The 23,567-nt window shown below is 71.3% G+C and carries 19 protein-coding genes; 1 reads left to right on the top strand and 18 read right to left on the bottom strand.

Annotated elements, in window-relative coordinates:
- Positions 1 to 111: 111 nt before the first annotated feature.
- Complete coding sequence (gene lspA / locus ACIBCJ_RS16495) at positions 112 to 720, bottom strand: signal peptidase II (RefSeq protein ID WP_362102153.1); 609 nt, start codon at positions 718 to 720, stop codon at positions 112 to 114.
- A 79-nt stretch (positions 721 to 799) separates the two neighbouring features.
- A complete protein-coding gene (locus ACIBCJ_RS16490; protein WP_365980175.1) occupies positions 800 to 1,528 on the bottom strand; it encodes a TraR/DksA family transcriptional regulator in 729 nt (242 codons plus the stop codon).
- Between the two features lie 549 nt (positions 1,529 to 2,077).
- Between ACIBCJ_RS16490 and ileS the strand changes: the two genes are divergently transcribed.
- The gene (ileS, locus tag ACIBCJ_RS16485) at positions 2,078 to 5,224 is read left to right on the top strand and encodes an isoleucine--tRNA ligase (protein WP_365980174.1); all 3,147 of its coding nucleotides are present in this window, start codon (positions 2,078 to 2,080) and stop codon (positions 5,222 to 5,224) included.
- 339 nt (positions 5,225 to 5,563) lie between these two features.
- On the opposite strand, the gene divIVA is transcribed toward ileS, so the two are convergent.
- The 16 genes from divIVA to rsmH all read right to left on the bottom strand — a co-directional run bounded on the left by divIVA (position 5,564) and on the right by rsmH (position 23,505).
- Complete coding sequence (gene divIVA, locus ACIBCJ_RS16480; RefSeq protein ID WP_362102144.1) at positions 5,564 to 6,745, bottom strand: apical growth/hyphal branching protein DivIVA; 1,182 nt, start codon at positions 6,743 to 6,745, stop codon at positions 5,564 to 5,566.
- 55 nt (positions 6,746 to 6,800) lie between these two features.
- A complete protein-coding gene (locus tag ACIBCJ_RS16475) occupies positions 6,801 to 7,085 on the bottom strand; it encodes a YggT family protein (protein WP_007448661.1) in 285 nt (94 codons plus the stop codon).
- 81 nt (positions 7,086 to 7,166) lie between these two features.
- Positions 7,167 to 7,808 (bottom strand): cell division protein SepF, encoded by a 642-nt coding sequence (locus tag ACIBCJ_RS16470; RefSeq protein WP_007448662.1) that lies wholly within the window; start codon positions 7,806 to 7,808, stop codon positions 7,167 to 7,169.
- 129 nt (positions 7,809 to 7,937) lie between these two features.
- Entirely contained in the window at positions 7,938 to 8,657 is a 720-nt protein-coding gene (locus ACIBCJ_RS16465; protein WP_362102140.1) for a YggS family pyridoxal phosphate-dependent enzyme, read from the bottom strand.
- Between the two features lie 6 nt (positions 8,658 to 8,663).
- Entirely contained in the window at positions 8,664 to 9,392 is a 729-nt protein-coding gene (pgeF, locus tag ACIBCJ_RS16460) for a peptidoglycan editing factor PgeF (protein ID WP_365980172.1), read from the bottom strand.
- Positions 9,389 to 10,591 carry a cell division protein FtsZ gene (gene ftsZ, locus ACIBCJ_RS16455; protein WP_133888423.1) on the bottom strand — a complete coding sequence of 401 codons (1,203 nt, stop codon included), beginning with the start codon at positions 10,589 to 10,591 and terminating at the stop codon, positions 9,389 to 9,391. The genes pgeF and ftsZ overlap by 4 nt, the downstream gene beginning before the upstream one ends.
- A 288-nt stretch (positions 10,592 to 10,879) precedes the next feature.
- On the bottom strand, positions 10,880 to 11,674 hold the full coding sequence (ftsQ, locus tag ACIBCJ_RS16450; protein WP_362505435.1) for a cell division protein FtsQ: 795 nt from the start codon (positions 11,672 to 11,674) through the stop codon (positions 10,880 to 10,882).
- A 23-nt stretch (positions 11,675 to 11,697) separates the two neighbouring features.
- Positions 11,698 to 12,792 (bottom strand): undecaprenyldiphospho-muramoylpentapeptide beta-N-acetylglucosaminyltransferase, encoded by a 1,095-nt coding sequence (gene murG / locus ACIBCJ_RS16445; RefSeq protein WP_362102130.1) that lies wholly within the window; start codon positions 12,790 to 12,792, stop codon positions 11,698 to 11,700.
- 6 nt (positions 12,793 to 12,798) lie between these two features.
- Positions 12,799 to 14,169 carry a putative lipid II flippase FtsW gene (gene ftsW / locus ACIBCJ_RS16440; protein WP_362102127.1) on the bottom strand — a complete coding sequence of 457 codons (1,371 nt, stop codon included), beginning with the start codon at positions 14,167 to 14,169 and terminating at the stop codon, positions 12,799 to 12,801.
- 77 nt (positions 14,170 to 14,246) lie between these two features.
- A complete protein-coding gene (murD, locus tag ACIBCJ_RS16435) occupies positions 14,247 to 15,662 on the bottom strand; it encodes a UDP-N-acetylmuramoyl-L-alanine--D-glutamate ligase (protein WP_365980170.1) in 1,416 nt (471 codons plus the stop codon).
- A gap of 8 nt (positions 15,663 to 15,670) precedes the next feature.
- Positions 15,671 to 16,762 (bottom strand): phospho-N-acetylmuramoyl-pentapeptide-transferase, encoded by a 1,092-nt coding sequence (gene mraY, locus ACIBCJ_RS16430; RefSeq protein WP_133888562.1) that lies wholly within the window; start codon positions 16,760 to 16,762, stop codon positions 15,671 to 15,673.
- Positions 16,762 to 18,177, bottom strand: a complete 1,416-nt coding sequence (gene murF, locus ACIBCJ_RS16425; protein WP_365980169.1) for a UDP-N-acetylmuramoyl-tripeptide--D-alanyl-D-alanine ligase — start codon at positions 18,175 to 18,177, stop codon at positions 16,762 to 16,764. The genes mraY and murF overlap by 1 nt, the downstream gene beginning before the upstream one ends.
- A gap of 49 nt (positions 18,178 to 18,226) precedes the next feature.
- The gene (locus ACIBCJ_RS16420) at positions 18,227 to 19,747 is read right to left on the bottom strand and encodes a UDP-N-acetylmuramoyl-L-alanyl-D-glutamate--2,6-diaminopimelate ligase (protein ID WP_362102351.1); all 1,521 of its coding nucleotides are present in this window, start codon (positions 19,745 to 19,747) and stop codon (positions 18,227 to 18,229) included.
- 216 nt (positions 19,748 to 19,963) lie between these two features.
- Complete coding sequence (gene ftsI, locus ACIBCJ_RS16415; protein ID WP_362102117.1) at positions 19,964 to 21,928, bottom strand: cell division protein FtsI; 1,965 nt, start codon at positions 21,926 to 21,928, stop codon at positions 19,964 to 19,966.
- The gene (locus ACIBCJ_RS16410; RefSeq protein WP_365980168.1) at positions 21,925 to 22,473 is read right to left on the bottom strand and encodes a septum formation initiator family protein; all 549 of its coding nucleotides are present in this window, start codon (positions 22,471 to 22,473) and stop codon (positions 21,925 to 21,927) included. Before ACIBCJ_RS16410 ends, ftsI begins: the two co-directional genes overlap by 4 nt.
- Before the next feature lie 75 nt (positions 22,474 to 22,548).
- Complete coding sequence (gene rsmH, locus ACIBCJ_RS16405) at positions 22,549 to 23,505, bottom strand: 16S rRNA (cytosine(1402)-N(4))-methyltransferase RsmH (RefSeq protein ID WP_362102111.1); 957 nt, start codon at positions 23,503 to 23,505, stop codon at positions 22,549 to 22,551.
- Positions 23,506 to 23,567: the final 62 nt, after the last annotated feature.

Here is a 23,567-nt window from a genome sequence, read left to right as displayed (position 1 = left end):
GACAGTCCCGAACACGCGCTCAGTCCCCGTGGGCGGCGGGCTCCCGTCGGCTCGGTCCCCGTGGGTGCCCGGCCCTCGCCGGGTCGGTCCCTGTGGACGGTCCCGTCCGGGTCAGTCCTTGTGGACGGTCCCGTCCGGGTCCAGGCCCCGGAAGGAGAGGATCACGATCAGGATGCCGCCGCAGACGATCGCCGAGTCGGCGAGGTTGAAGACGGCGAAGTGCTTGGGCGCGATGAAGTCCACCACCGCGCCCTCGAAGACGCCGGGGGCGCGGAAGATCCGGTCGGTGAGGTTGCCGAGGGCGCCGCCGAGCAGCAGGCCCAGCGCGATCGCCCAGGGCAGGCTGCGCAGTTTGCGCGCGAGGCGGGCGATCACGACGATCACGGCCGCGGCGATCACCGTGAAGATGATCGTGAAGGCCTCGCCGAAGCCGAAGGCCGCGCCCGCGTTGCGGATCGCGGCGAACCTGAGCCAGTCACCGACGATCTCGATCGGCTCGTGGTGCTCCAGCTTGGCGACCACGATCATCTTGCTGACCAGGTCGACCAGGTACGCGAACACGGCGACGGCGAACAGGACGGCGACCCGGCGCTTGCCCCGAGGACGCTGCGGAGCCTGCTCCCGCTTCTGCTCCTGGCCGGCGTCGTCGGGCAGCTCCTGCCCGTCCCCCGCCGCGTCCGGGGTGTCCGGAGTACCGATGATGCGCTCCGCCTCTGCCACGTGAGTCCCTCAGCCTAGGTCCTTGACTGAGCACGAGGGTACGGCACGTCTCGCCTCCCGGCCGCGGACCGGTACCGGCTCAGTACCTGCGCTCCTGCTTCTGCTTGCACTCGACGCAGAGGGTGGCCCGCGGGAAGGCCTGCATCCGCGCCTTGCCGATCGGGTTGCCGCAGTTCTCGCACAGGCCGTAGGTGCCCGCGTCCAGACGGTCCAGGGCACGCTCGGTCTGGCTGAGCACCTCGCGCGCGGTGGCGGCCAGCGCCAGTTCGTGCTCGCGCGTGATGTTCTTGCTGCCGGTGTCCGCCTCGTCGTCGCCCGCGCCGTCGCCGGAGTCGCGCATCATGCCCTGCAGCGACCGCTCGGAGGAGTCGATCTCGGTGCGCAGCCGGTCGGCCTCGGACTGCAGCTCGCCGCGCGCCTCCTCGACCTCCTGCGGGGTCCAGGGGTCCTCGCCGGGGCGTACCGCGAGGTCGCCGGGGACCGCGGCCGTGCCGCGGGCCTTGGGAACAGCGGTCTTGGCCGCCGTGGCCGTGCCAGGAGTCTTCTTCGCAACCACCGTCGTGGCTCCCGTCTGCTCCGCGGCCTCGGCCGCGCCCGCTTTCTTGGCCGTGCTCTTCTTCGCCGTGCTCTTGGCCGTGCTCTTCTTCGCGGCGGACTTCGCCGCGGTCTTCTTCGCCCCGGTCTTCCCTGCCGGGCCCTCTCCCGCCGCCGCCTTCGGCACGGCCTCCTGCGCCGCGGGCTCCTGCGCCGCGGCACCCTCCTCGGCGGCGCTCCGCTTCGCGGCCGTCGTCTTCTTCTTCGCCACCATGGCCGCGGCCCCTTCACATATTGTGATCTTGCGCGCGAATCGTGCTGGGACGATAAATCGACTCCGGTCGCGCGGCAACGGGGCACGCCGCCCGACTCGCCCGCCCGTCGTGCGCCGCGCGGCGAGCATGCATGCGTTGTGCCCAGCTCCCCGCCCGGTAATCCGCCGGAACACCCCCGGCCGGACCGTCCGCGGGCCGGTCCCCGGACGACGGCATTCGGGTCACCCTAAATCCGGTCGGCCGCTGTCCGCCCGGCGCCGTACACTGGGCGCAGCGAAAAGCGTGGATGGGGACGAGTAGCGGCGTCAGCAGCCCAGAGCGACCCGGGGACGGTGTGAGCCCGGGGGCGAGCGCGACGTGAAGATCACCCCGGAGCCGCCGGAAGAAAGCCGTGGCAGACAGCCGCGGCGAGTAGACCCGGCTCGCGACCCCAATGAGGGGGCTCGCCGGAGCACACGACGCACCGGTCGGGCCAAGGAGGGTGGTACCGCGGGAGCACGGCTCTCGTCCCTCCGACGGAAGGCAGCACGTCCGCCGGAGGAAGCTCGTTGAATACGCAGCCGCAGTACCGCCAGGTGCCCGCCCAGGTCGACCTGCCCGCGCTCGAACACGCGGTGCTCGACTTCTGGCGTGAGCAGAAGATCTTCGCCAAGAGCCTGGAGCAGTCCGAGGGCCGCCCCGAGTGGGTGTTCTACGAGGGCCCGCCCACCGCCAACGGCATGCCCGGCGCCCACCACATCGAGGCCCGCGTCTTCAAGGACGTCTTCCCGCGCTTCCGCACCATGCGCGGCTACCACGTGGGCCGCAAGGCCGGCTGGGACTGCCACGGCCTCCCGGTGGAGCTGGCGGTCGAGAAGGAGCTGGGCTTCTCCGGCAAGCAGGACATCGAGGCGTACGGCATCGCCGAGTTCAACGCGAAGTGCCGCGAGTCGGTGACCCGCCACACCGACGCCTTCGAAGAGCTGACGACCCGCATGGGCTACTGGGCCGACCTCCAGGACCCGTACCGCACGATGGACCCGGAGTACATCGAGTCCGTCTGGTGGTCGCTGAAGGAGATCTTCGGCAAGGGCCTGCTGGTCCAGGACCACCGCGTCGCCCCCTGGTGCCCCCGCTGCGGCACCGGCCTGTCCGACCACGAGCTGGCCCAGGGCTACGAGACGGTCGTCGACCCGTCCGTCTACGTCCGCTTCCCGCTGACCTCGGGCCCGCTGGCCGGCGAGGCGGCGCTGGTCGTCTGGACCACGACGCCGTGGACCCTGGTCTCCAACACCGCGGTCGCCGCGCACCCCGAGGTGACCTACGTCGTCGCCACGAACGGCGAGGAGCGGCTGGTCGTCGCCGAGCCGCTGGTGGCCAAGGCCCTCGGCGAGGGCTGGGAGACCACCGGGCAGTCCTTCACCGGCGCCGAGATGGAGCGCTGGACGTACCGGCGCCCGTTCGAGCTGGTCGAGTTCCCGGAGCCGGCGCACTACGTCGTCAACGCCGACTACGTCACCACCGAGGACGGCACCGGCCTCGTCCACCAGTCCCCCGCCTTCGGTGAGGACGACCTCAAGGTCTGCCGTTCCTACGGCCTGCCGGTGGTCAACCCGGTCCGTCCGGACGGCACCTTCGAGGAGGACGTCCCGCTGGTCGGCGGCGTCTTCTTCAAGAAGGCCGACGAGAAGCTGACGGAGGACCTGGACGCCCGGGGCCTGCTCTTCAAGCACATCCCGTACGAGCACAGCTACCCGCACTGCTGGCGCTGCCACACCGCGCTGCTGTACTACGCGCAGCCGTCCTGGTACATCCGCACCACGGCCGTCAAGGACCGCCTCCTCCAGGAGAACGAGAGGACCAACTGGTTCCCTGAGGCGGTCAAGCACGGCCGGTACGGCGACTGGCTGAACAACAACATCGACTGGGCCCTGTCCCGCAACCGCTACTGGGGCACGCCGCTGCCGATCTGGCGCTGCGAGGAGGACCACCTCACGGTCGTCGGTTCCCGCGCGGAGCTGACCGAGCTGTCCGGCGCCGACCAGTCGGCCCTGGACCCGCACCGCCCGTTCATCGACGCCGTGACCTTCGCCTGCCCGCAGGACGGCTGCGGGCGGACCGCCACCCGCGTGCCCGAGGTCATCGACGCCTGGTACGACTCGGGCTCGATGCCCTTCGCCCAGTGGGGCTACCCGTACAAGAACAAGGAGCTGTTCGAGAGCCGCTACCCGGCGCAGTTCATCTCCGAGGCCATCGACCAGACCCGCGGCTGGTTCTACACGCTGATGGCGATCGGCACCCTGGTCTTCGACAAGTCGTCCTACGAGAACGTGGTCTGCCTCGGCCACATCCTCGCCGAGGACGGCCGCAAGATGTCCAAGCACCTGGGCAACATCCTGCAGCCGATCCCGCTGATGGACCAGCACGGCGCCGACGCGGTCCGCTGGTTCATGGCGGCCGGCGGCTCCCCGTGGGCGGCCCGCCGGGTGGGCCACGGCACCATCCAGGAGGTCGTCCGCAAGACGCTCCTCACGTACTGGAACACGGTCGCCTTCCAGGCCCTGTACGCCCGCACCACCGGCTGGTCGCCCAGCGAGGCCGACCCTGCCCCGGCCGACCGCCCGGTGCTGGACCGCTGGCTGCTCTCCGAGCTGCACGCGCTGACCGACCAGGTGACGCAGGCGCTGGACGCCTACGACACCCAGCGGGCCGGCAAGCTGCTGTCCGCGTTCGTCGACGACCTGTCCAACTGGTACGTGCGCCGCTCGCGCCGCCGCTTCTGGCAGGGCGACAAGGCCGCGCTGCGCACGCTGCACGAGGTCGTCGAGACGGTCACCAAGCTGATGGCGCCGCTGACCCCGTTCATCACCGAGCGGGTCTGGCAGGACCTGGTCGTGCCGGTCACCCCGGGCGCGCCCGAGTCGGTCCACCTGTCCTCGTGGCCGGAGGCCGACCTGGCGGCGATCGACCCGGAGCTGTCGAAGCAGATGACCCTGGTCCGCCGCCTGGTCGAGCTCGGCCGTGCCACCCGCGCGGAGTCGGGCGTCAAGACCCGGCAGCCGCTCAGCCGCGCGCTGATCGGCGTGACGGGCTTCGACGCCCTCTCCCCCGAGCTGCGCACGCAGATCACGGAGGAGCTGAACGTCGAGTCCCTCGCGTCGCTGAGCGAGGTCGGCGGCTCGCTCGTCGACACGACTGCGAAGGCCAACTTCCGCGCGTTGGGCAAGCGGTTCGGCAAGCGTGTCCAGGACGTGGCGAAGGCGGTCGCGGGCGCGGACGCCGCGGCTCTCTCCCTCGCCCTGCGCGAGGGCACGGCCTCGGTGGAGGTCGACGGCGAGACCGTCACCCTCGCTCCCGACGAGGTGATCATCACGGAGACGCCGCGCGAGGGCTGGTCGGTGGCCTCCGACTCGGGCGCGACGGTGGCGCTCGACCTGGAGATCACGGAGGAGCTGCGCCGGGCGGGCCTCGCCCGGGACGCGATCCGCCTGATCCAGGAGGCCCGCAAGAACAGCGGCCTCGACGTGGCCGACCGGATCGCCCTGCGCTGGACGGCCGCGGACGCGGCCACGGCCGCCGCACTGACCGGCCACGCCGGCCTGATCGCCGACGAGGTCCTGGCGACGGACTTCGCCCAGGGCGAGGCGGACGACACGTACGGCACCCCGTTCACGGACGAGGGCCTCTCCCTCACCTTCCGCCTGCGCAAGCAGTAACCGAACGAAGGCACCGAGGGCCCGCATCCCGACAGGGATGCGGGCCCTCTGCCGTCCCCCGAACTAGGAGCCCCCGTGTCCACGTAGCCGCGCGCAGTCGTGCCCGCATAGCCGCAGGCAGTCGTGCCCGCGTAGCTGCGGGCAGTCGTGCCGCTGGGGCGGCACGGGTGGGCGCAGCGGCACCCCGCAACGCCGGGCAACGCACCCCACCCCCACCGCACGGGCACCGGCACCCGCACACACCACAAGGGCGGGCCCCGGGTCAGAAAACCCGGGGCCCGCCCTGAACGCTGCCGTCGGCAACGCCGTACTACCTACCGGACGTCAGTCCGAAGCAGCTCAGTTGTCGTCCTCGTCGATCAGGAACCCCCGCATCGGCGAAGGCGCCTGCCCCATCGGCGACGGCCCCTGCGGCCGCACCGGCGCCATCGGCTGAGTCATCGCCGGCGACATCTGCTGCTGACCGCCGTACGACGGACCGGCCTGGCCCGGACCGCTGCCCATCGACTGGTTGCCGCCGTAGGACGGGGCACTCGCGCCGGCCGGTGCCATCGAGGGCGCCGGGGACGGCGGCAGAGAGGCCGTCGCGGGCGTACGCGGCGGGGCGAGCGAGTCGTCGGCCTGGGTCTCCAGCTGGCGCAGCTGCGACTCCAGGTACGACTTCAGCCGCGTGCGGTACTCGCGCTCGAAGCCGCGCAGGTCCTCGACCTTGCGCTCCAGCGTGGCGCGGGCGGACTCCAGGGAGCCCATCGCGACGCGGTGCTTCTCCTGCGCGTCCCGCTCCAGGGCGTCCGCCTTGGCACGGGCGTCCCGCTCCAGACCCTCGGCACGCGAACGCGCCTCGCCGACGATCTTGTTGGCCTCGGAACGCGCCTCGGCGATCGCCTGGTCGGCGGTCTGCTGGGCCAGCGAGAGGACACGGGCGGCGCTGTCGCCACCGGGGCCTCCCTGACCGGGCATGCCCGGGCCACCGGGGCCCTGCGGACCGCCCATGGGGCCGCCCATCGGACCGGGACCCATCTGGCCCTGCATCGGACCGGGGCCCTGGCCCATCGGACCCTGGCCCATCGGGCCGGGACCCTGCGGGCCACCCTGTCCGCCGGGGCCGGCGGGCAGCTGCGGGGCACCGCTCGGCAGCTGGGGCGGACCACCCATGGGGCCGCCCATCTGCTGCTGCGGCGGGCCCGATATGCCGGCGGGCACCGGAGCGCCGGGTCCTCGCATGCCCTGCTGCGGCATACCGCCCTGCTGCGGGTGCCCCTGCTGGTGCGGGGGCTGTCCCTGCGGCGACTGCTGGTCCTGCGGCGACTCCGGCGGCTTGCGCATGTTCTGCTGGTTCTGCGCGGCCGCGCGCGTCGCCGCGGCCAGCTTGGCGCGCAGGTCCTCGTTCTCGCGGAGCAGCCGGGTCAGTTCGGCTTCGACCTCGTCGAGGAAGGCATCGACCTCGTCCTCGTCATAGCCTTCTCGGAGGCGGACGGTCGTGAACTGCTTGTTCCGCACGTCCTCGGGGGTCAACGGCATCTCTTCACCTCAACGTTGTCGTCGGCATTCGGCAAGCCCGTATCTCTCTCATCGATCACAGCCGGCTCACGATCGAGATCAGGATGTAGACGATGATCATCAGTACGAAGAAGGACAGGTCGAGCGCCACGCCCCCGAGACGCAGCGGCGGGATGAACCGCCGCAGAAGCTTCAACGGTGGATCGGTGACAGTGTAGGTGGCCTCCAGAACGACCACCATCGCCTTGCCGGGTTGCCACGAGCGGGCGAACTGGAAGACGTAGTCCATGACCAACCGGAAGATGAGCACGATGAGGAAGCACATCAGCGCGATGTAGACGACATCCAGGACCACGCTCATGACCTGTGCTTCCCTCTCCCCTGAACCATCTCTCGGACCCCTCTTCGGATCCGTGTTCTTGCTCTGTACCGGTGGTGCGTCTCAGCTCTGGTTGAAGAACCCGCCCTCTGCGATGCGGGCCTTGTCCTCCGCCGTGACATCGACGTTAGCAGGAGACAGCAGGAACACCTTCTGCGTCACCCGCTCGATACTGCCGTGAAGACCAAACACCAAACCGGCCGCAAAGTCGACAAGTCGCTTCGCATCTGTGTCATCCATCTCAGTGAGATTCATGATCACCGGCGTGCCCTCACGGAAGTGTTCCCCGATGGTACGGGCCTCGTTGTAGGTCCGGGGGTGAAGTGTGGTGATCCGGTAGGGCTCTCGTTCGGACACGACCTTGGGCATGATGACCGGTGCGCTCTTTTCCAGGCTTGCGCGTTCTTGTGTGATGGACGCCACGGGCGCGATACGCGCCGGACGACTCGATTCCGCCGCGAGCGAAGCGGAACGGGGCATCGGCTCGCGCTGCGCGGGCGGTTGTACGACTCGTACCTCTTCGTCCCTTTGGGGCTGATGTGAACCATGTGACTGGTGCGCCGGTTCATGGCGCCGGTGATCCCGCTCGGGCTCCGGGTCCAGTTCGGGTTCGAAGTCGTCGTCGGGGTCGAACCCCCGGCCGTCGTACCCGTCGTCCTCCACGAGGCCGAGGTAGACCGCCATCTTGCGCATCGCGCCGGCCATTCTCTGAGTCCTCCGCTCTGTGGTGGATCTGCTGACGACTGCCAAGTGCCTGCGATCCACGAGGTCGTTGCGTCCGCCTTTCGGCGGTAATGACCATATTTTCTGCTGTGGTCCGACTTCTTGGCGACGTTACCCGAGCCCGGGTCGGACTCCGAGTACCGCAGTGCCGACGCGTACATGTGTCGCTCCGGCGGCCACGGCCTGTTCGAGGTCCGCACTCATTCCCGCGGAGACCATGTTCGCAGCCGGATGGGCTCGGCGCACGCAGGTCGACAAATCCATGAGGTGCTCGAACGCCGCCTGTTGGCGTCCCGCGTACTCGCCGGTGAGCGGCGCGACCGTCATCAGGCCGTCGAACCGCAGCCCGTCCGATCCGGCGACCAGGTCGGCCAACTCTTCGATTCCGGCGGGCGAGACCCCGCCGCGCTCCCCGCGCCCGCTCTCCCCCGCGTCGAGCGCGACCTGGAGCAGACAGCCCACCTCGCGACCGGCGCGTACGGCCTCCTTCGACAGGGCCGTGACCAGCCTGGCCCGGTCGACGGACTGCACGACGTCGGCGTAACCGACCACGGACCGCACCTTGTTGGTCTGCAACTGGCCGACGAAATGCCACGAAAGCGGCAGATCCGCACACGCGGCGGCCTTGGGCGCCGCGTCCTGGTCACGGTTCTCGGCGACGTGCCGCACCCCGAGTTCCGAGAGAACGCGCACGTCGTCCGCCGGGTAGGTCTTGGTGACCACGATGAGGGTCACGTCTTCGCGCGGGCGGCCCGCGGCGGCACAGGCGGCGGTGATGCGCTCTTCCACTCTCGCCAGGTTCGCGGCGAGTTCCTGCTTACGGTCCGTCATGCCCCATCAGTCCAGCCACACATAGCCCGCGAGCCGCCCGGTGGTGCGGTCGCGTCGGTACGAGAAGTGGTCCTCCGACTCCCGGGTGCACACCGGCGACTGCGCCCGGTCGCGCACCCCGAGGCGCTGGAGCTGCGCGTGCACCCCGGCGCTCACGTCGACGGCCGGCGTGCCCCAGGAGGTTTCGGCGTGCGCGGCCGGCTCGACGGCGGCCACCTCGGTGCGCATCTCCTCCGGCACCTCGTAGCACCGGCCGCACACGGCGGGTCCGGTGCGGGCGACGATCCGGCCGGGCTCCGCGCCGAGTTCGGTCATGGCCCGTACGGCGGCGGGGACGACCCCGGCGACCAGGCCGGGCCGGCCCGCGTGGGCCGCGGCGGCGACTCCCGCGACGGGGTCGGCGAGCAGCACGGGCACGCAGTCGGCGGTGAGGACGGCGAGCGCGAGACCGCGTTCGGCGGTGACGACGGCGTCGACCCGCGGGACCGGCCGGTCCCCCCAGGGCGCGTCGACCACGGCGACGTCGGCACCGTGCACCTGGTTCATCCAGACCACCCGGGCCGGGTCGACGCCCAGCGACTTGGCCGCCAGCTCCCGGTTGGCGGTGACGGCGCCGGGGTCGTCGCCGACCGCGCCGCCGAGATTGAGCTCCTCGTACGGAACGGCGCTCACTCCGCCCCACCGGTCGGTGAAGCCGAAGTGCGCGCCGCTCACGGTGTCGCGCTGTCCTATCACTTCAGGAAGTCCGGCACGTCCAGTTCCTCGGCCGCGCTGTCCGAGTAGGTCCGCGACGGCGGGACCGGCGGCGGGGAGACCGGCAGGTCGGCGACCGGCTCGGGGGCGGGCGCCTGCTCCGGCTCCTCCTTCGGCTTGACGCTGCCGAGCGAGCCGAAGGACGGGCGGCTCTCGGACGAGGGCCGGGCCGGGGTGGGCTCCTCGCGCTTGGCCGAGGACGACCCGAGGACGTTGTCCCGCTTGGAGGGCGGCTGGCCCCCGTCGAAGCCGGCCGCGATCACGGTGACCCGCACCTCGTCGCCGAGGGCGTCGTCGATGACCGCGCCGAAGATGATGTTGGCCTCGGGGTGGGCGGCCTCGCTGACCAGCTGGGCGGCCTCGTTGATCTCGAACAGGCCGAGGTCGGAGCCGCCGGAGATGGAGAGCAGGACGCCGCGGGCGCCGTCGATGGACGCCTCGAGCAGCGGCGAGGAGATCGCCATCTCGGCGGCGGCCACCGCGCGGTCGTCGCCGCGGGCCGAGCCGATGCCCATGAGGGCGGAACCGGCCTCGGACATGACCGACTTGACGTCGGCGAAGTCCAGGTTGATCAGGCCGGGCGTGGTGATGAGGTCGGTGATGCCCTGCACACCGGACAGCAGCACCTGGTCGGCCGACTTGAAGGCGTCGAGCACCGAGACCTGGCGGTCGGAGATGGACAGCAGCCGGTCGTTGGGGATGACGATGAGGGTGTCGACCTCTTCGCGGAGCTCCGCGATGCCGTCCTCGGCCTGGTTGGCCCGGCGCCGTCCCTCGAAGGTGAACGGGCGGGTGACCACGCCGATGGTGAGGGCGCCGAGCGAGCGGGCGATGTTGGCCACGACGGGCGCGCCGCCGGTGCCGGTGCCGCCGCCTTCACCGGCGGTCACGAAGACCATGTCGGCCCCCTTGAGGACCTCCTCGATCTCCTCGCGGTGGTCCTCGGCGGCCTTGCGGCCGACGGCCGGGTTGGCTCCGGCGCCGAGTCCGCGGGTGAGTTCGCGGCCGACGTCGAGCTTGACGTCGGCGTCGCTCATCAACAGCGCCTGCGCGTCGGTGTTGATGGCGATGAACTCGACGCCCTTGAGACCGACCTCGATCATCCGGTTGATGGCATTGACACCACCGCCGCCGACACCGATGACTTTGATGACTGCGAGGTAGTTCTGCGGTGCTGCCACGTCGAAGGCCTCTCGCCTCGAGTTACGTGTCGTCCGACCGCCGAAGCACTGATGCCCCCGCGACCCGACGACTGATGCCGATTGGGACGGTCCGTAGCGCCGACCCGAACCCTAACGCTGAAGTTTAGGGTTACCAGTGTGTCTGTTCCTTGGACTCTTCCGAACAGGACACTAAGTCGACAAGTGGCGCACGTTCAACGAACACGCCGAACCTCCCGTTTTTCTTTTCACCCTATGTGATCAGCCGTAGCGCTGCCCAACCAGGGTGCTGGCCTGCACATATACCCGTCAACTCTCCGATGACGCGGGGGCGGTGGGAACACTCACGTCGAAGTGCCGCGCATCGGGCGTCGCTTTCATGAGCGCGGTGAGCGCGCGGGCCTTGCCTGCGCCCCGCTCACCGCTCCCCCAGGACACGGTCCTCCCGCCGCTCAGCTCCAGCGAGATGTCGTCGTAGGAACGGACCTTGACGAGCCGTGTGTCCCGGGCGACCTTGCCGGGGATCCGGCCGGCCACCCGCACCGCCTCGCGCACCAGGCGGTCGTCGTCGAAGCGGCGCAGGCTCGCCGCGGCGGATCCGGAACGGGCGAGTTCCAATTCCAGCGCGGGCACGCCTTTCGGGGCCTTGGAAACCGTGGCGAACCGGACGCCTTCGTCGTCCACTTCCACGAACTTCCGACCCTTTTGCACCACCAGAACCGGAGTGCGCTCCGTCACTTTCAGTCCGATTCCGTGCGGCCAGGAACGCTCCACCGCGACCTCGTCGATGCGGGGCAGTTTCCTGCGCAACCGCGCCTCGACCGCCGCGGTGTCGACCGAGACCAGCGGGTCCCCGATCGGCACGTCGGCGGCCTCGCGCACCTGCGCGGGCGTCAGAACGCGCGTCCCCGAGACGGACACGTCTTCGAGGCGCGTCCAGTTCGAGCCGTAGAGCACCCATACGGTGCCGCCCGCGGCGAGCACGAGCGCGGCGGCGAGGATGATGATCGTACGAAGACGAGGCGGGCGGAAGCGGCGCGCGCGGGGCGGGCCGGACGACTCCTGCTGGCGTGCACCGCGCTCGGCGGTGGTCGGTCCGGCCACGCTCCCCTGCCTTCCGTCAGTGTCTAGCGGTGCGCACGGGCGGCGATCGCCTCGTACACCATGCCGACGAGGAGGTCGTCGGCGTCCCGGCGGCCGAACTCGGCGGCGGCGCGGGACATCTCGTACAGCCGGTGCGGGTCGGCGAGCACGGGCAGGACGTTCTGCTGGATCCACTCGGGCGTGAGTTCCGCGTCGTCGACCAGCAGGCCGCCGCCGGCCTTGACCACCGGCTGGGCGTTGAGCCGCTGTTCGCCGTTGCCGATGGGCAGCGGGACGTAGGCGGCCGGGAGCCCGACGGCGGAGAGTTCGGCGACGGTCATCGCGCCCGCGCGGCAGAGCATCATGTCGGCGGCGGCGTACGCGAGGTCCATCCGGTCCAGATAACTTACCGGGATGTACGGGGGCATCCCCGGCATCTGGTGGACCTGCGGCAGTTCGTTCTTGGGACCGACCGCGTGCAGGATCTGGATGCCGGCCTGCTGGAGCCAGGGCGCGACCTGCTGGATCACCTCGTTGAGGCGGCGGGCGCCCTGCGAGCCGCCGGTGACCAGCAGCGTGGGCAGGTTGGGGTCGAGCCCGAACATCGCGCGGGCCTCGGGGCGGGCGGCGGCCCGGTCGAGGGTGGCGATGGAGCGGCGCAGCGGGATGCCGATGTAGCGGGAGTTGCGCAGCTTGCTGTCGGGGGTGGAGACGGCGACCTGGGCGGCGTAGCGCGAGCCGATCTTGTTGGCCAGGCCGGGGCGGGCGTTGGCCTCGTGGACGACGATCGGCACGCCGAGCCGCTTGGCCGCGAGGTAGGCGGGCAGCGCCACGTAACCGCCGAAGCCCGCCACGGCGTCCGCCTTGGTGCGCTCCAGGATCTGCTCGGTCGCCTTGATGGTGCCGCGCAGCCGGCCCGGGACGGTGATCAGCTCGGGGGTGGGCTTGCGCGGCAGCGGCACGGCCGGAATCAGCGCCAGCTCGTAACCCCGCTCGGGCACCAGGCGGGTCTCCAGGCCCCGTTCCGTGCCCAGGGCCGTGATCCCCACGGTCGGATCCTGCCTGCGCAGGGCGTCCGCGAGGGCGAGCGCGGGCTCGATGTGGCCCGCGGTTCCTCCGCCGGCGAGTACGACATGCACCGAATTTCACCGCTCTCCGGACGAGCGCGCCGCCGAGGCGCGCCGTCGCATCGTGTTCCAACTCCCGGGGCTCCGCTTGACCGCGGGTCCCCCGGCTCCCCGCTTTCTACCAAAGCGAGGTTGCCGCAATGCAAGCGCCGCCCGCGCACCGGGTTCGTCACGCGCGAAGGCGATCAGCAGACCGATGGCGAACATGGTCGGCAACAGGGCCGAACCCCCGTAGGAGAACAGCGGGAGCGGGACACCGGCGATCGGCAGCAGTCCGAGGACCGCACCGATGTTGATCACGGCCTGCGCCGTGATCCAGGTGGTCACGCCTCCCGCGGCATACCTGACGAAGGGGTCCTCCGTGCGTCCGGCCACGCGGATACCCGCATAGCCTAGAGCCGCGAACAGGGCGAGCACCGACAGCGTCCCCGCCAGGCCCAGTTCCTCGCCGGTGACGGCGAAGATGAAGTCGGTGTGCGCTTCGGGGAGTTGGCCCCATTTCTCCACGCTGGCACCGAGCCCGGAACCGAACAGCCCGCCCGAGGCGAGGGCGTAGATGCCGTGCACGGCCTGCCAGCACGAGTCCCCGGGGCCCGGGTCGGTGGCGCCGAGGCAGTTGAGGCGGGCCATGCGGTTGGGGCTGGTCTTGATGAGGATGAAGCCGAGCACCAGGGCGATCGACAGCACGCCCGCGAAGAGCCGGGTGGGCGCGCCGGCCAGCCACAGCAGACCGAACAGGATCGCCGTGAGGATGATCGCGGTCCCCATGTCGCCGCCGATCATGATGAGCCCGAGCAGCATGAACGCGGCCGGCACCAACGGCACCAGCATGTGCTTCCACTGCGTCAGCAGCTTCTTGTCGTGCTTGCGGGCGAGCAGGTCCGCGCCCCACAGCACCAGGGCCAGCTTGCCGAACTCGCTGGGCTGGATCTGGAAGGAGCCGCCCAGTGAGATCCAGTTCTGGTTGCCGTTGACCGCGACTCCTATCCCCGGCACCTGGACCAGGATCATCAGGCAGACGGCCCCGGCGAGGATGGGGTAGGCCAGCGCCCGGTGCAGCTTCACCGGCATCTTCATCGCGACGAGCAGGAGCACGGCGCCGATCAGTGCCGCCGCGGCCTGTTTGCGGAAGAAGAACGAGCCCGGCAGCGACAGCTGGAGCGCGGTGATCTGCGACGCCGAGTAGACCATCACCAGGCCGAGCACGGTGATCAGCGCGCTGCCGCCGCAGATCAGGTAGTACGCGGTCAGCGGCCGGTCCCAGGCGCGGCGCAGCCTCAGGTACAGGCGGAGCACCGGGTTCTCGTGCGGCGGCCCCGGCGGAGCGGGCCGCTTGACGCTGCGCTGCACGGGCGGTCGTCCGGTGCGGCTCTGGGGACTACCGGGCATCGCTGCCTCCGCTGTACGTCGGCATGGACCGTCCCACGCGTCCTCCCGAGTTCACCCGGCGCGGGAGCGCGGCCGGGTCAGGCGCCGAGTTCGCGAACGGCCTGCGCGAACGCGTCACCGCGCTGGTTGTAGTTGGTGAACATGTCCATGGAGGCACAGGCCGGGGCCAGGAGCACCGTGTCGCCGGGCCGGGCGAGCCGCCGCGCCTCCTGGACGGCCTGGAGCATCGCACCAGTGTCGGTCCGGTCGAGGTCGACCACGGGTACTTCCGGGGCGTGTCGCGCCAGGGCTTCGCGGATCAGGGCGCGGTCGGCGCCGATGAGGACGGCGCCGCGCAGCCGCTTCGCCGCGCCCGCGACCAGTTCGTCGAAGGTGGCGCCCTTCGCCAGCCCGCCGGCGATCCACACGATCGACTCGTACGCCGCCAAGGAGGCCTCGGTGGCGTGGGTGTTGGTGGCCTTGGAGTCGTCCACGTAGGCCACGCCGTCCACGTCGGCGACGTGCGCGATGCGGTGGGCGTCCGGCGTGAAGGCGCGCAGTCCGTCCCGTACGGCGGCGGCGGAGACGCCGAAGGCGCGGGCGAGGCCCGCGGCGGCAAGGGCGTTGGCGATGTTGTGCGGGGCCGGCGGGTTGACGTCCGAGACCTCGGCGAGTTCCTGGGCGTTCTTGTGCCGGTCCTCGACGAAGGCGCGGTCGACCAGCAGGCCCTCCACCACGCCGAGTTGGGAGGGCCCGGGGGTGCCGAGGGTGAAGCCGACCGCCCGGCAGCCCTCCTCGACGTCGGCGGCGCGGACCAGGTCCTCGGTCGCCTTGTCGGCGACGTTGTACACGCAGGCGACGCGATTGCCCTCGTAGATGCGGCCCTTGTCGGCGGCGTACGCCTCCATCGAGCCGTGCCAGTCGAGGTGGTCCGGGGCCAGGTTGAGCACGGCCGCGGAGTGGGCGCGCAGGGAGGGCGCCCAGTGCAGCTGGTAGCTGGACAGCTCCACGGCGAGGACGTCGTACTCCTCCTCGCCGGTGACCGCGTCCAGCAGGGAGACGCCGATGTTGCCGACGGCGGCGGTGCGCAGACCGGCCGCCTTCAGGATCGAGGCGAGCATCTGGACCGTGGTGGTCTTGCCGTTGGTGCCGGTGACGGCCAGCCACGGCGCGGGCTCCCTGCCGTCCAGGCCGCGCAGCCGCCAGGCCAGCTCCACGTCGCCCCAGACCGGGACACCGGCCTGTCCGGCCGCAGTGAACAGGGGCTTGGTGGGCTTCCAGCCGGGCGCGGTGACGATCAGCTCGGTGCCCTCGGGGAGCGAGTCCCCGTCGCCGAGGCGGACGGTGACGCCGAGCGCCTCCAGCTCCGCCGCCTGCGTCCGGGCGCGCTCGTCGTCGCCGTCGTTGACGACGGTCACCCGCGCGCCGAGTCCGTGCAGGACCTTGGCCGCCGGGACGCCGGAGACGCCGAGTCCGGCGACGGTGACGTGCTTGCCGGTGAATTCCGAAGGCACCGAGGAGGTCACTTGTCCGCTGCCCATCCCGCGTAGAAGAGGCCGAGTCCGACGATCACGCAGATGCCCTGGATGATCCAGAAGCGGACCACGACGAGGACCTCGGACCAGCCTTTGAGTTCGAAGTGGTGCTGGAGCGGCGCCATCCGGAAGACCCGCTTGCCGGTGAGGCGGAAGGAGCCGACCTGGATGACCACCGACATGGTGATCAGGACGAACAGGCCGCCGAGGATGGCCATCAGCAGTTCGGTGCGCGAGCAGATCGCCAGGCCCGCGAGCACACCGCCGAGCGCGAGCGAACCGGTGTCACCCATGAAGATCTTGGCCGGGGAGGTGTTCCACCACAGGAAGCCGAGGCAGGCGCCCATCAGCGCGGACGCGACCACGGCGAGGTCCAGCGGGTCTCTCACCTCGTAGCAGGCGCCGGGGTTGGTCAGGGTCAGCGCGTTGGCGCAGGACTCCTGGAACTGCCAGACGCCGATGAAGGTGTAGGCGCCGAAGACCAGGACGGAGGCGCCGGTGGCCAGGCCGTCCAGGCCGTCGGTGAGGTTCACGCCGTTCGACATGGCGAGGATCATGAACAGCGCCCAGACGACGAACAGCACCGGGCCGATGGTCCAGCCGAAGTCGGTGATGAACGACAGCTTCGTGGACGCCGGGGTGTTGCCCCGGTTGTCCGCGAACTGAAGCGACAGCACGGCGAAGCCGATGCCGACGATCAACTGGCCGGCCATCTTCGCCTTGGCCCGAAGACCCAGCGAACGCCGCTTGACGATCTTGATGTAGTCGTCGAGGAAGCCGACCAGGCCCATGCCCACCATCAGGCCGAGCACCAGCAGGCCGGAGAAGGTCGGCCCCGCGTCGATGTCCGGGTCCAGATAGCCGGTGATGCCCTTGGCCAGGAAGTACGCGGCGACCGTCGCCAGGATGAAGGCGATACCACCCATGGTCGGCGTACCGCGCTTGCTGGCGTGCTCGCGCGGTCCGTCGTCGCGGATGTACTGGCCGTACCCCTTGCGGGCCAGGAGCTTGATCAGCAGCGGGGTGCCGACCAGCGTCAGGAAGAGGCCAATGACTCCCGCGAACAGGATCTGCTTCATCATCGGGCGGCAACCTCACCCTCGGCGCCGGTCTCGAGCAGCGCCGTGGCGACGCTCTCCAGACCCACCGAACGGGACGCCTTCACGAGCACGACGTCCCCCGGGCGCAACTCGCTGCGCAACAGGTCGACCGCCGCCTGTGCGTCGGACACGTGCACCGACTCCTCACCCCACGAACCCTCGTTATATGCGCCCAGTTGCAGCCATCGGGCTTCCCTGCCCCCGACCGCGACGAGCTTGCTGACGTTGAGCCGGACGGCGAGCCGTCCGACCGCGTCGTGCTCGGCGAGCGCCTCGTCCCCGAGCTCGGCCATCTTGCCGAGCACCGCCCACGTCCGGCGTCCCTTGCCCATGGCGGCCAGTGCACGCAGCGCGGCCTTCATGGACTCGGGGTTCGCGTTGTAGGCGTCGTTGACGACCGTCACGCCGTCCGGGCGCTCGGTGACCTCCATCCGCCAGCGGGAGAGGGAGCCCGCCTCGGAGAGCGCGGTGGCGATCTCGTCTGCGGACATGCCCAACTCGTGGGCGACGGCGGCCGCGGCGAGCGCGTTCGACACGTGGTGCTCACCGTACAGGCGCATGGTCACATCGCTTGCACCGGAGGGTGTGTGAAGCCTGAACGAAGGCTGTCCGGTGTCCGTGAGTCGCACGTTCTCGGCAGAGACGTCCGCTTCGTCGGACTCTCCGAAAAGGAGCACCTTCGCCTTCGTTCGGGAGGCCATGGCCCGTACGAGGGGGTCGTCCGCGTTGAGGACCGCGACGCCGCCCTCCTCGGCCGGCGGCAGCGCCTCGACGAGCTCGCCCTTGGCCTGGGCGATCTGCTCCCGGCCGCCGAACTCGCCGATGTGCGCGGAGCCGACGTTGAGGACGAGACCGATCCTCGGCGGGGTGAGTTCGCACAGGTACCGGATGTGGCCGATGCCGCGGGCGCCCATCTCCAGGACGAGGAACCTCGTCTCCTCGGTGGCGGTGAGCGCGGTCAGCGGCAGCCCGACCTCGTTGTTCATGGAACCGGGTGTGAACACCGTGGGGGCCTTGCGGCGCAGGACCTGGGCGATCAGGTCCTTGGTGCTGGTCTTGCCGGCCGACCCGGTGAGGGCCACGAGGGTGGTGCCGAGGCGCCGTACGACGTGCCGGGCGAGGGCGCCCAGGGCGGCCTGGACGTCCTCCACGACGATCGCGGGCACGCCGACGGGGCGGGAGCCGAGGACGGCCACCGCGCCCGCTTCGACGACCTGCGCGGCGAAGTCGTGGCCGTCCGCCCGTTCGCCCACGAAGGCGACGAAGAGGCTGCCCGGCCCGGCTTCCCGGGAGTCCCGGACGACCGGCCCGGTGACCTCGGCGGACGCGTCCGGTATGTCGTGCATCCGCCCGCCGACGACTTCTGCGATCTCGGCGAGTGAGAGGGTGATCACAAGTTCGTCCCCTGGATCAGGATCAGGATCGGCTGGATCATGCGGGATCTCATCCCTGGGCTTTCTTGATGGCTTCGCGCAGCACCTCGCGGTCGTCGAAGGGACGGACCACTCCGGCGATGTCCTGGCCCTGCTCGTGGCCCTTGCCGGCCACCAGCACGGTGTCGCCGGGCTCGGCCCGGGCGACGGCGGCGGCGATCGCGGCGGCCCGGTCCTCGAAGACCTGGACCTCGCCGCGCTCGTGGGCGGGCACGGAGGCCGCGCCCTGGAGCATGGTGGCGAGGATCGCGAGGGGGTCCTCGGAGCGGGGGTTGTCGGAGGTCAGCACGGCGGTGTCGGCGAACCGGGCCACGGCGGCGCCCATCGGCTCCCGCTTGGTGGTGTCCCGGTCGCCGCCGCAGCCGAGGACGGCGTGCAGCCTGCCCTCGGTGACCTTGCGCAGGGCCCGCAGCACCGACTCGACGGCGTCGGTCTTGTGGGCGTAGTCGACCACCGCGAAGTAGGGCTGGCCCTCGTCCACGCGCTCCAGGCGGCCCGGCACGCCCGGCACCGCGGCGACGCCGTCGGCGGCCTCCTGCGGGTCCAGGCCGGCGGCGGCGAGGGCGACGATCGCGGCGAGGGTGTTCGCCACGTTGAAGGGGCCGGCCAGCGGCGACTTCGCGGCGATCCGCTCGCCCTTCGGGCCGAGCACGGTGAACGTCGAGTCCAGCGGGCCGACCTCGACGCCTTCGGCGCGCCAGTCGGCGTCCGGGTGGCCCTCGGCGGAGTAGGTGACGACCGGGACGGTGGCCTCGTCGGCGAGGCGGCGCCCGTACTCGTCGTCGACGTTGACCACGCCGAGCCTGCTGCGCTTCGGGGTGAAGAGCTGCGCCTTGGCCTGGAAGTAGTCCTCCATGCCGGAGTGGAACTCCATGTGCTCCGGGCTGAGGTTGGTGAAGACGGCGATGTCGAAGACGCAGGCGTCCACCCGGCCGAGCACCAGGGCGTGGCTGGAGACCTCCATGGCGACCGCCTCGGTGCCGCGCTCGCGCATCACCGCGAACAGGGCCTGGAGGTCGGTGGCCTCGGGCGTGGTCCGCTCGGACTTGATGCGCTCGTCGCCGATGCGCATCTCGACCGTGCCGATCAGCCCGGTGGACTTCGCCGTGCGCAGGCCGCCCTCGACGAGGTAGGCGGTGGTGGTCTTGCCCGAGGTGCCGGTGATGCCGATCTGGAGCAGGTCGCGGCCGGGGTGGCCGTAGATCGTGGCCGCCAGTTCGCCCATCCGCGCGCGCGGGTCGTCGACGACGAGCGCCGGCAGGCCGGCCGCCGCGGCACGCTCGGCGCCGGCCGGGTCGGTCAGCACCGCCGCGGCGCCGAGGCCGGCGGCCTGGGTGACGAAGTCGGCGCCGTGCAGGCGGGCTCCGGGCAGGGCGGCGTACAGGTCACCGGGGCGGACGGCGCGCGAGTCGTGGGTGATGCCCGTGACCTCGGCGGAGCCGTCCGGCGCGGCGGTACCCAGCTGATCGGCGAGTTCCGCGAGTGAGGTGGCGGAGATCCGCACCGGCCGGGGCGGTCCCGGATATGTCACGGGGTGGCCCTTCTGGGTGGTTTGGGACTGATCGGGGTGTGGCACGGCGGTGAGCGTACCGGCAGTACCCGCCTCCCGGCGAAGCGAGGTGCGGGGGCTGTCCTGGTTCCCGGGGTCGGGGGTGATCGTTGTCACGGGTGGTTCCTGGTGGCTCGGTACTGAATCGACGCTGGCTCGGTACGGGCTCGGTGCCTGTGGGGACGGGGGCGGTGTGGCTCAGGGCTTGAAGGCGACCGGGAGCCTCGCGGGGGCGGCGCCGGTCGGGGGCACCTGAAGGGTCTTCAGGGCGAACTCCATGACCTGCTTGTAGATGGGGCCGCAGATCTGTCCGCCGAAGTAGCTGCCCTGGGTGGCGTTCTGGATGGCGCAGTAGACGGTGACGCGGGGCTTGTCGGCGGGGGCGAACCCGGCGAACGACGAGGTGTAGCCGTGGTACTTGCCGGTGGCCGGATCCACCCGGTTGGCCGTGCCCGTCTTGCCCGCCACACGGTAGCCGGGGATGCGGGCCTTGGTTCCGGTGCCCTCCTCGTCGTCGACGACGGACTCCAGCATCTGCGCGAGGGTCTTCGCGGTCTTCTCACTGGTCACCCGCCTCTTCTCGGGCTCGGGCGCCGGTGTGAAGCGGCCGTCGGCGCCCTTGGTCCCGCGGACGAGCGTGGGTTCGACGCGTACGCCGCCGTTGGCGATGGTCGAGTAGACGGAGGCCGCCTGGAGCGCGTTCACGGAGACGCCCTGGCCGAAAGGGATCGTGTACTGCTGCGAGGTCGACCACTGGCCGGGCGGCGCCAGGATGCCCTTGGTCTCACCGGGGAAGCCGAGGCCGCTGTAGTCGCCGAGGCCGAACTTGCGCAGGTAGGAGTAGAGCACCTTGTTGGCCTCCGCCTGGGTCCTGCCCAGCTCGCCGGTGGCCATGATGGTGCCGATGTTGCTGGACTTGGCCAGCACGCCGTTGAGCGTGAGGTACCAGGTCGGGTGGTCGATGTCGTCCTTGAAGAGCCGGTCGCCGCGCTTGAGGCGGTTCGGCACGGTGATGTGGGTGCCCGGAGTGGCGGCGTTCTCCTCCAGCACGGCCGCCATCGACAGCACCTTGGCGGTGGAGCCGGGTTCGAAGGCGTCCTGGAGGGAGGCGTTGCCCAGCGCCTCGGGGTCGGCGTGCGCGAGGTCGCCGGGCTCGAAGCCGGGAGCGTTGGCCATGGCGAGGATCTCGCCGGTGGCCGTGTCCTGGACGATGACGTAGCCGCCGTCCGCCTTGGACTTCTCCACCTGCTCGCTGATGGCGTTCTGCGCGGCCCACTGGATGTCGCGGTCGATGGTGAGCTCGACGTCGCTGCCGGGCACCGCGGGCGTCTCGGTGGAACCGGCGGTGGGCACCTGGCGCCCGCCGGACTGCGCGTAGCGGATCTTGCCGTCCTCGCCGGCCAGGGTCTTGTCCAGCTTCCGCTCCAGGCCGCCGCCGCCCTTGCCGTCGGCGCCCACCCAGCCGAGGACGCCGGCGGCGAGGTCGCCGCCCGGGTACACGCGCTTGCTGCTGGGGTCGGCGAAGACACCCGCGAGCACGTTGACCGCGGCCGTGTCGGTCTCCGTCTTGGCGGTGAGCGCGGTCTTCAGGTCCTTGATCTGGTTCCAGACCTGGGGCGTCTGCCGGCGCGCGAGGCGGACGTAGCGCAGCTGCTTGTTCTTCGGGCGGAGCACCTCGGCCAGCTCCTCCTGGTCCTGGCCCAGGATGGGCGCGAGGAGCGCCGCCGCCTGCTCGGGACCGTCGTCGACCTTCAGCTGCTCGCGGGTGAACATCGTGGGGTCGGCGGTGATGTCGTAGGAGTCCACGGTGGCCGCGAGGGCCACGCCGTTGCGGTCGGTGATCCCGCCGCGCTCGGCGGGCAGGGTGTGCACGACGTAGCGGTTCTGCTCGGCCTTCGCGGAGTACGTGCCGGCGTCGACGGCCTGCACCTGGAGGAGCCGTACGACGAAGGCGGACAGCACCAGGGTCAGCGCCAGGCCGATCATGCGGAGGCGAGGGCGCGGGCTGCCGAGCCGGAAGGCGCGGGGGGCCGGCCGGGACGGGCCCGGCCTGCGGGCCGGCCGGGCGCCGGGCCCCGGGCGGCGCCCGCCACCGGGGCGGACGGGCCTGGCGGGTCCGGGCACACGGCGGCGCGGCGGTTCCCTGTCGGACACTTCCGTCACCTGCCGGGAGTCGGGGTCGGGGTGGGCGTCGCCGCTGCGGTGGGGGTGGCGGCCGTGCTGGAGGACGCGGGTGCCGGGCCGGACGGTTCGGCGTACGGGGCCGGGGTGCCCGCGGCCGGGCCGCCGGTCGTCGCGGTCAGCGCCTCGGGGGCGAGCACGAGCGGGGTGGCCGCGGCGGGCGCGGGGCTGGGCGAGCCCTTGACGGTGCCGTCGGGGTCGAGGAAGGCCGGGTCGCCGCCGGGCACCATGCCCAGCTCGCGGGCGCGGCGCTGGAGGGCCTGGGGGGCGGAGTAGGCGTCGATGTCCCGCTGCAGCGCCTGTTCCTCGTCGGTCAGCTCCTTGGTCTGCTGCTTCAGGTCGTCCAGCTGGAAGGAGCCCTCGCTCAGGGTGGAGTTCAGCACCAGGAGCCCGATGAGCCCGCCGCCGAGGAGGACGACGACCAGGAGGACGAACGGGGCCCGGGCCGCCTGGCCGCGGGTGCCACCCGAGGGCAGGAGCCGGGCGAGGCGGGCCGCCCTGCCCTTCAGTTCGGGTTTCCTGCTCACTCGCCCTCCCCTGGGGGACGTCGTTCGGATCTTGCCGGGTCTGCCTCGTTCGCTCCACCGCCCGAGGGACTCCCCTCAGCCGAGGGACTCCCGGATGCGCTCGGCGCCGCGCAGCCGTGCCGGTGCCGCCCGCCGGTTCTCGGCGATCTCCTCCTCGGTGGGAAGTTCGGCACCGCGCGTGAGCAGCTTGAGCCGCGGCGCGTAGCGTTCGGGGACGACGGGCAGACCGGGCGGCGCGGTGTTGGCGGCGCCGGCCGCGAACACCTGCTTCACCAGCCGGTCCTCCAGCGAGTGGTACGACAGCACGGCGATCCGTCCGCCGACGGCGATCGACTCGACGGCCGCCGGGATCGCCCGTTCCAGCACGGACAGTTCGCCGTTGACCTCGATGCGCAGGGCCTGGAAGGTCCGCTTGGCCGGGTTGCCGCCGGTGCGCTTGGCGGCCTGCGGCAGCGCCGCGCGGATCAGCTCCACGAGGCGGGCGCTGTTGCTGAACGGCTCCTTCTCGCGCTCGCGCACGACGGCCGACACGATCCGCTTGGCCTGCTTCTCCTCGCCGTACGCCCGCAGGATGCGGACGAGTTCGCCGGGCGGGTAGCTGTTGAGGACCTCGGCGGCACTCATGCCGGTCGTCTGGTCCATCCGCATGTCGAGCGGGGCGTCCTGGGCGTAGGCGAAGCCGCGGTCGGCCTCGTCGAGCTGCATGGAGGAGACGCCGAGGTCGAACAGCACGCCTTGGACGCGGGGCACGCCGAGCCGGTCGAGCACGTCGGGCAGCTCGTCGTAGACGGCGTGCACGAGGGTGGCGCGCTCGCCGTAGGGGGCCAGCCGCTCCCCGGACAGGCGCAGGGCCTCCTTGTCCCGGTCGAGGGCGACGAGCCGGGCCTCGGGGAAGCGTTCGAGGAGCGCCTCGCTGTGGCCGCCGAGTCCCAGCGTGCAGTCGACGACCACGGCTCCCGGCTCCTGGAGGGCGGGCGCCAGCAGGTCCAGACACCGCTGGAGCATCACCGGGACGTGTCGACTCTGGCTCAAGTGGGGCGGCCTCTCAGGTCCGGCACGGCGTCACGCACTGCCGGGTCCCCTCCCGCTCGCAT

This window comes from Streptomyces sp. NPDC051136, assembly GCF_044455745.1.
Classification (GTDB): domain Bacteria; phylum Actinomycetota; class Actinomycetes; order Streptomycetales; family Streptomycetaceae; genus Streptomyces.
The sequence above is the reverse complement of the archived record's forward strand: the minus strand, read 5'-3'. Positions and strand labels throughout refer to the sequence as shown.

Coding starts and splice junctions, on each gene's coding strand:
- ACIBCJ_RS16490 (WP_365980175.1), bottom strand. CDS start 1,528: ATGGTGGCGAAGAAGAAGACGACGGCCGCGAAGCGGAGCGCCGCCGAG.
- divIVA (WP_362102144.1), bottom strand. CDS start 6,745: ATGCCGTTGACCCCCGAGGACGTGCGGAACAAGCAGTTCACGACCGTC.
- ACIBCJ_RS16475 (WP_007448661.1), bottom strand. CDS start 7,085: ATGAGCGTGGTCCTGGATGTCGTCTACATCGCGCTGATGTGCTTCCTC.
- ACIBCJ_RS16470 (WP_007448662.1), bottom strand. CDS start 7,808: ATGGCCGGCGCGATGCGCAAGATGGCGGTCTACCTCGGCCTCGTGGAG.
- ACIBCJ_RS16465 (WP_362102140.1), bottom strand. CDS start 8,657: ATGACGGACCGTAAGCAGGAACTCGCCGCGAACCTGGCGAGAGTGGAA.
- ftsW (WP_362102127.1), bottom strand. CDS start 14,169: ATGCCCGGTAGTCCCCAGAGCCGCACCGGACGACCGCCCGTGCAGCGC.
- mraY (WP_133888562.1), bottom strand. CDS start 16,762: ATGAAGCAGATCCTGTTCGCGGGAGTCATTGGCCTCTTCCTGACGCTG.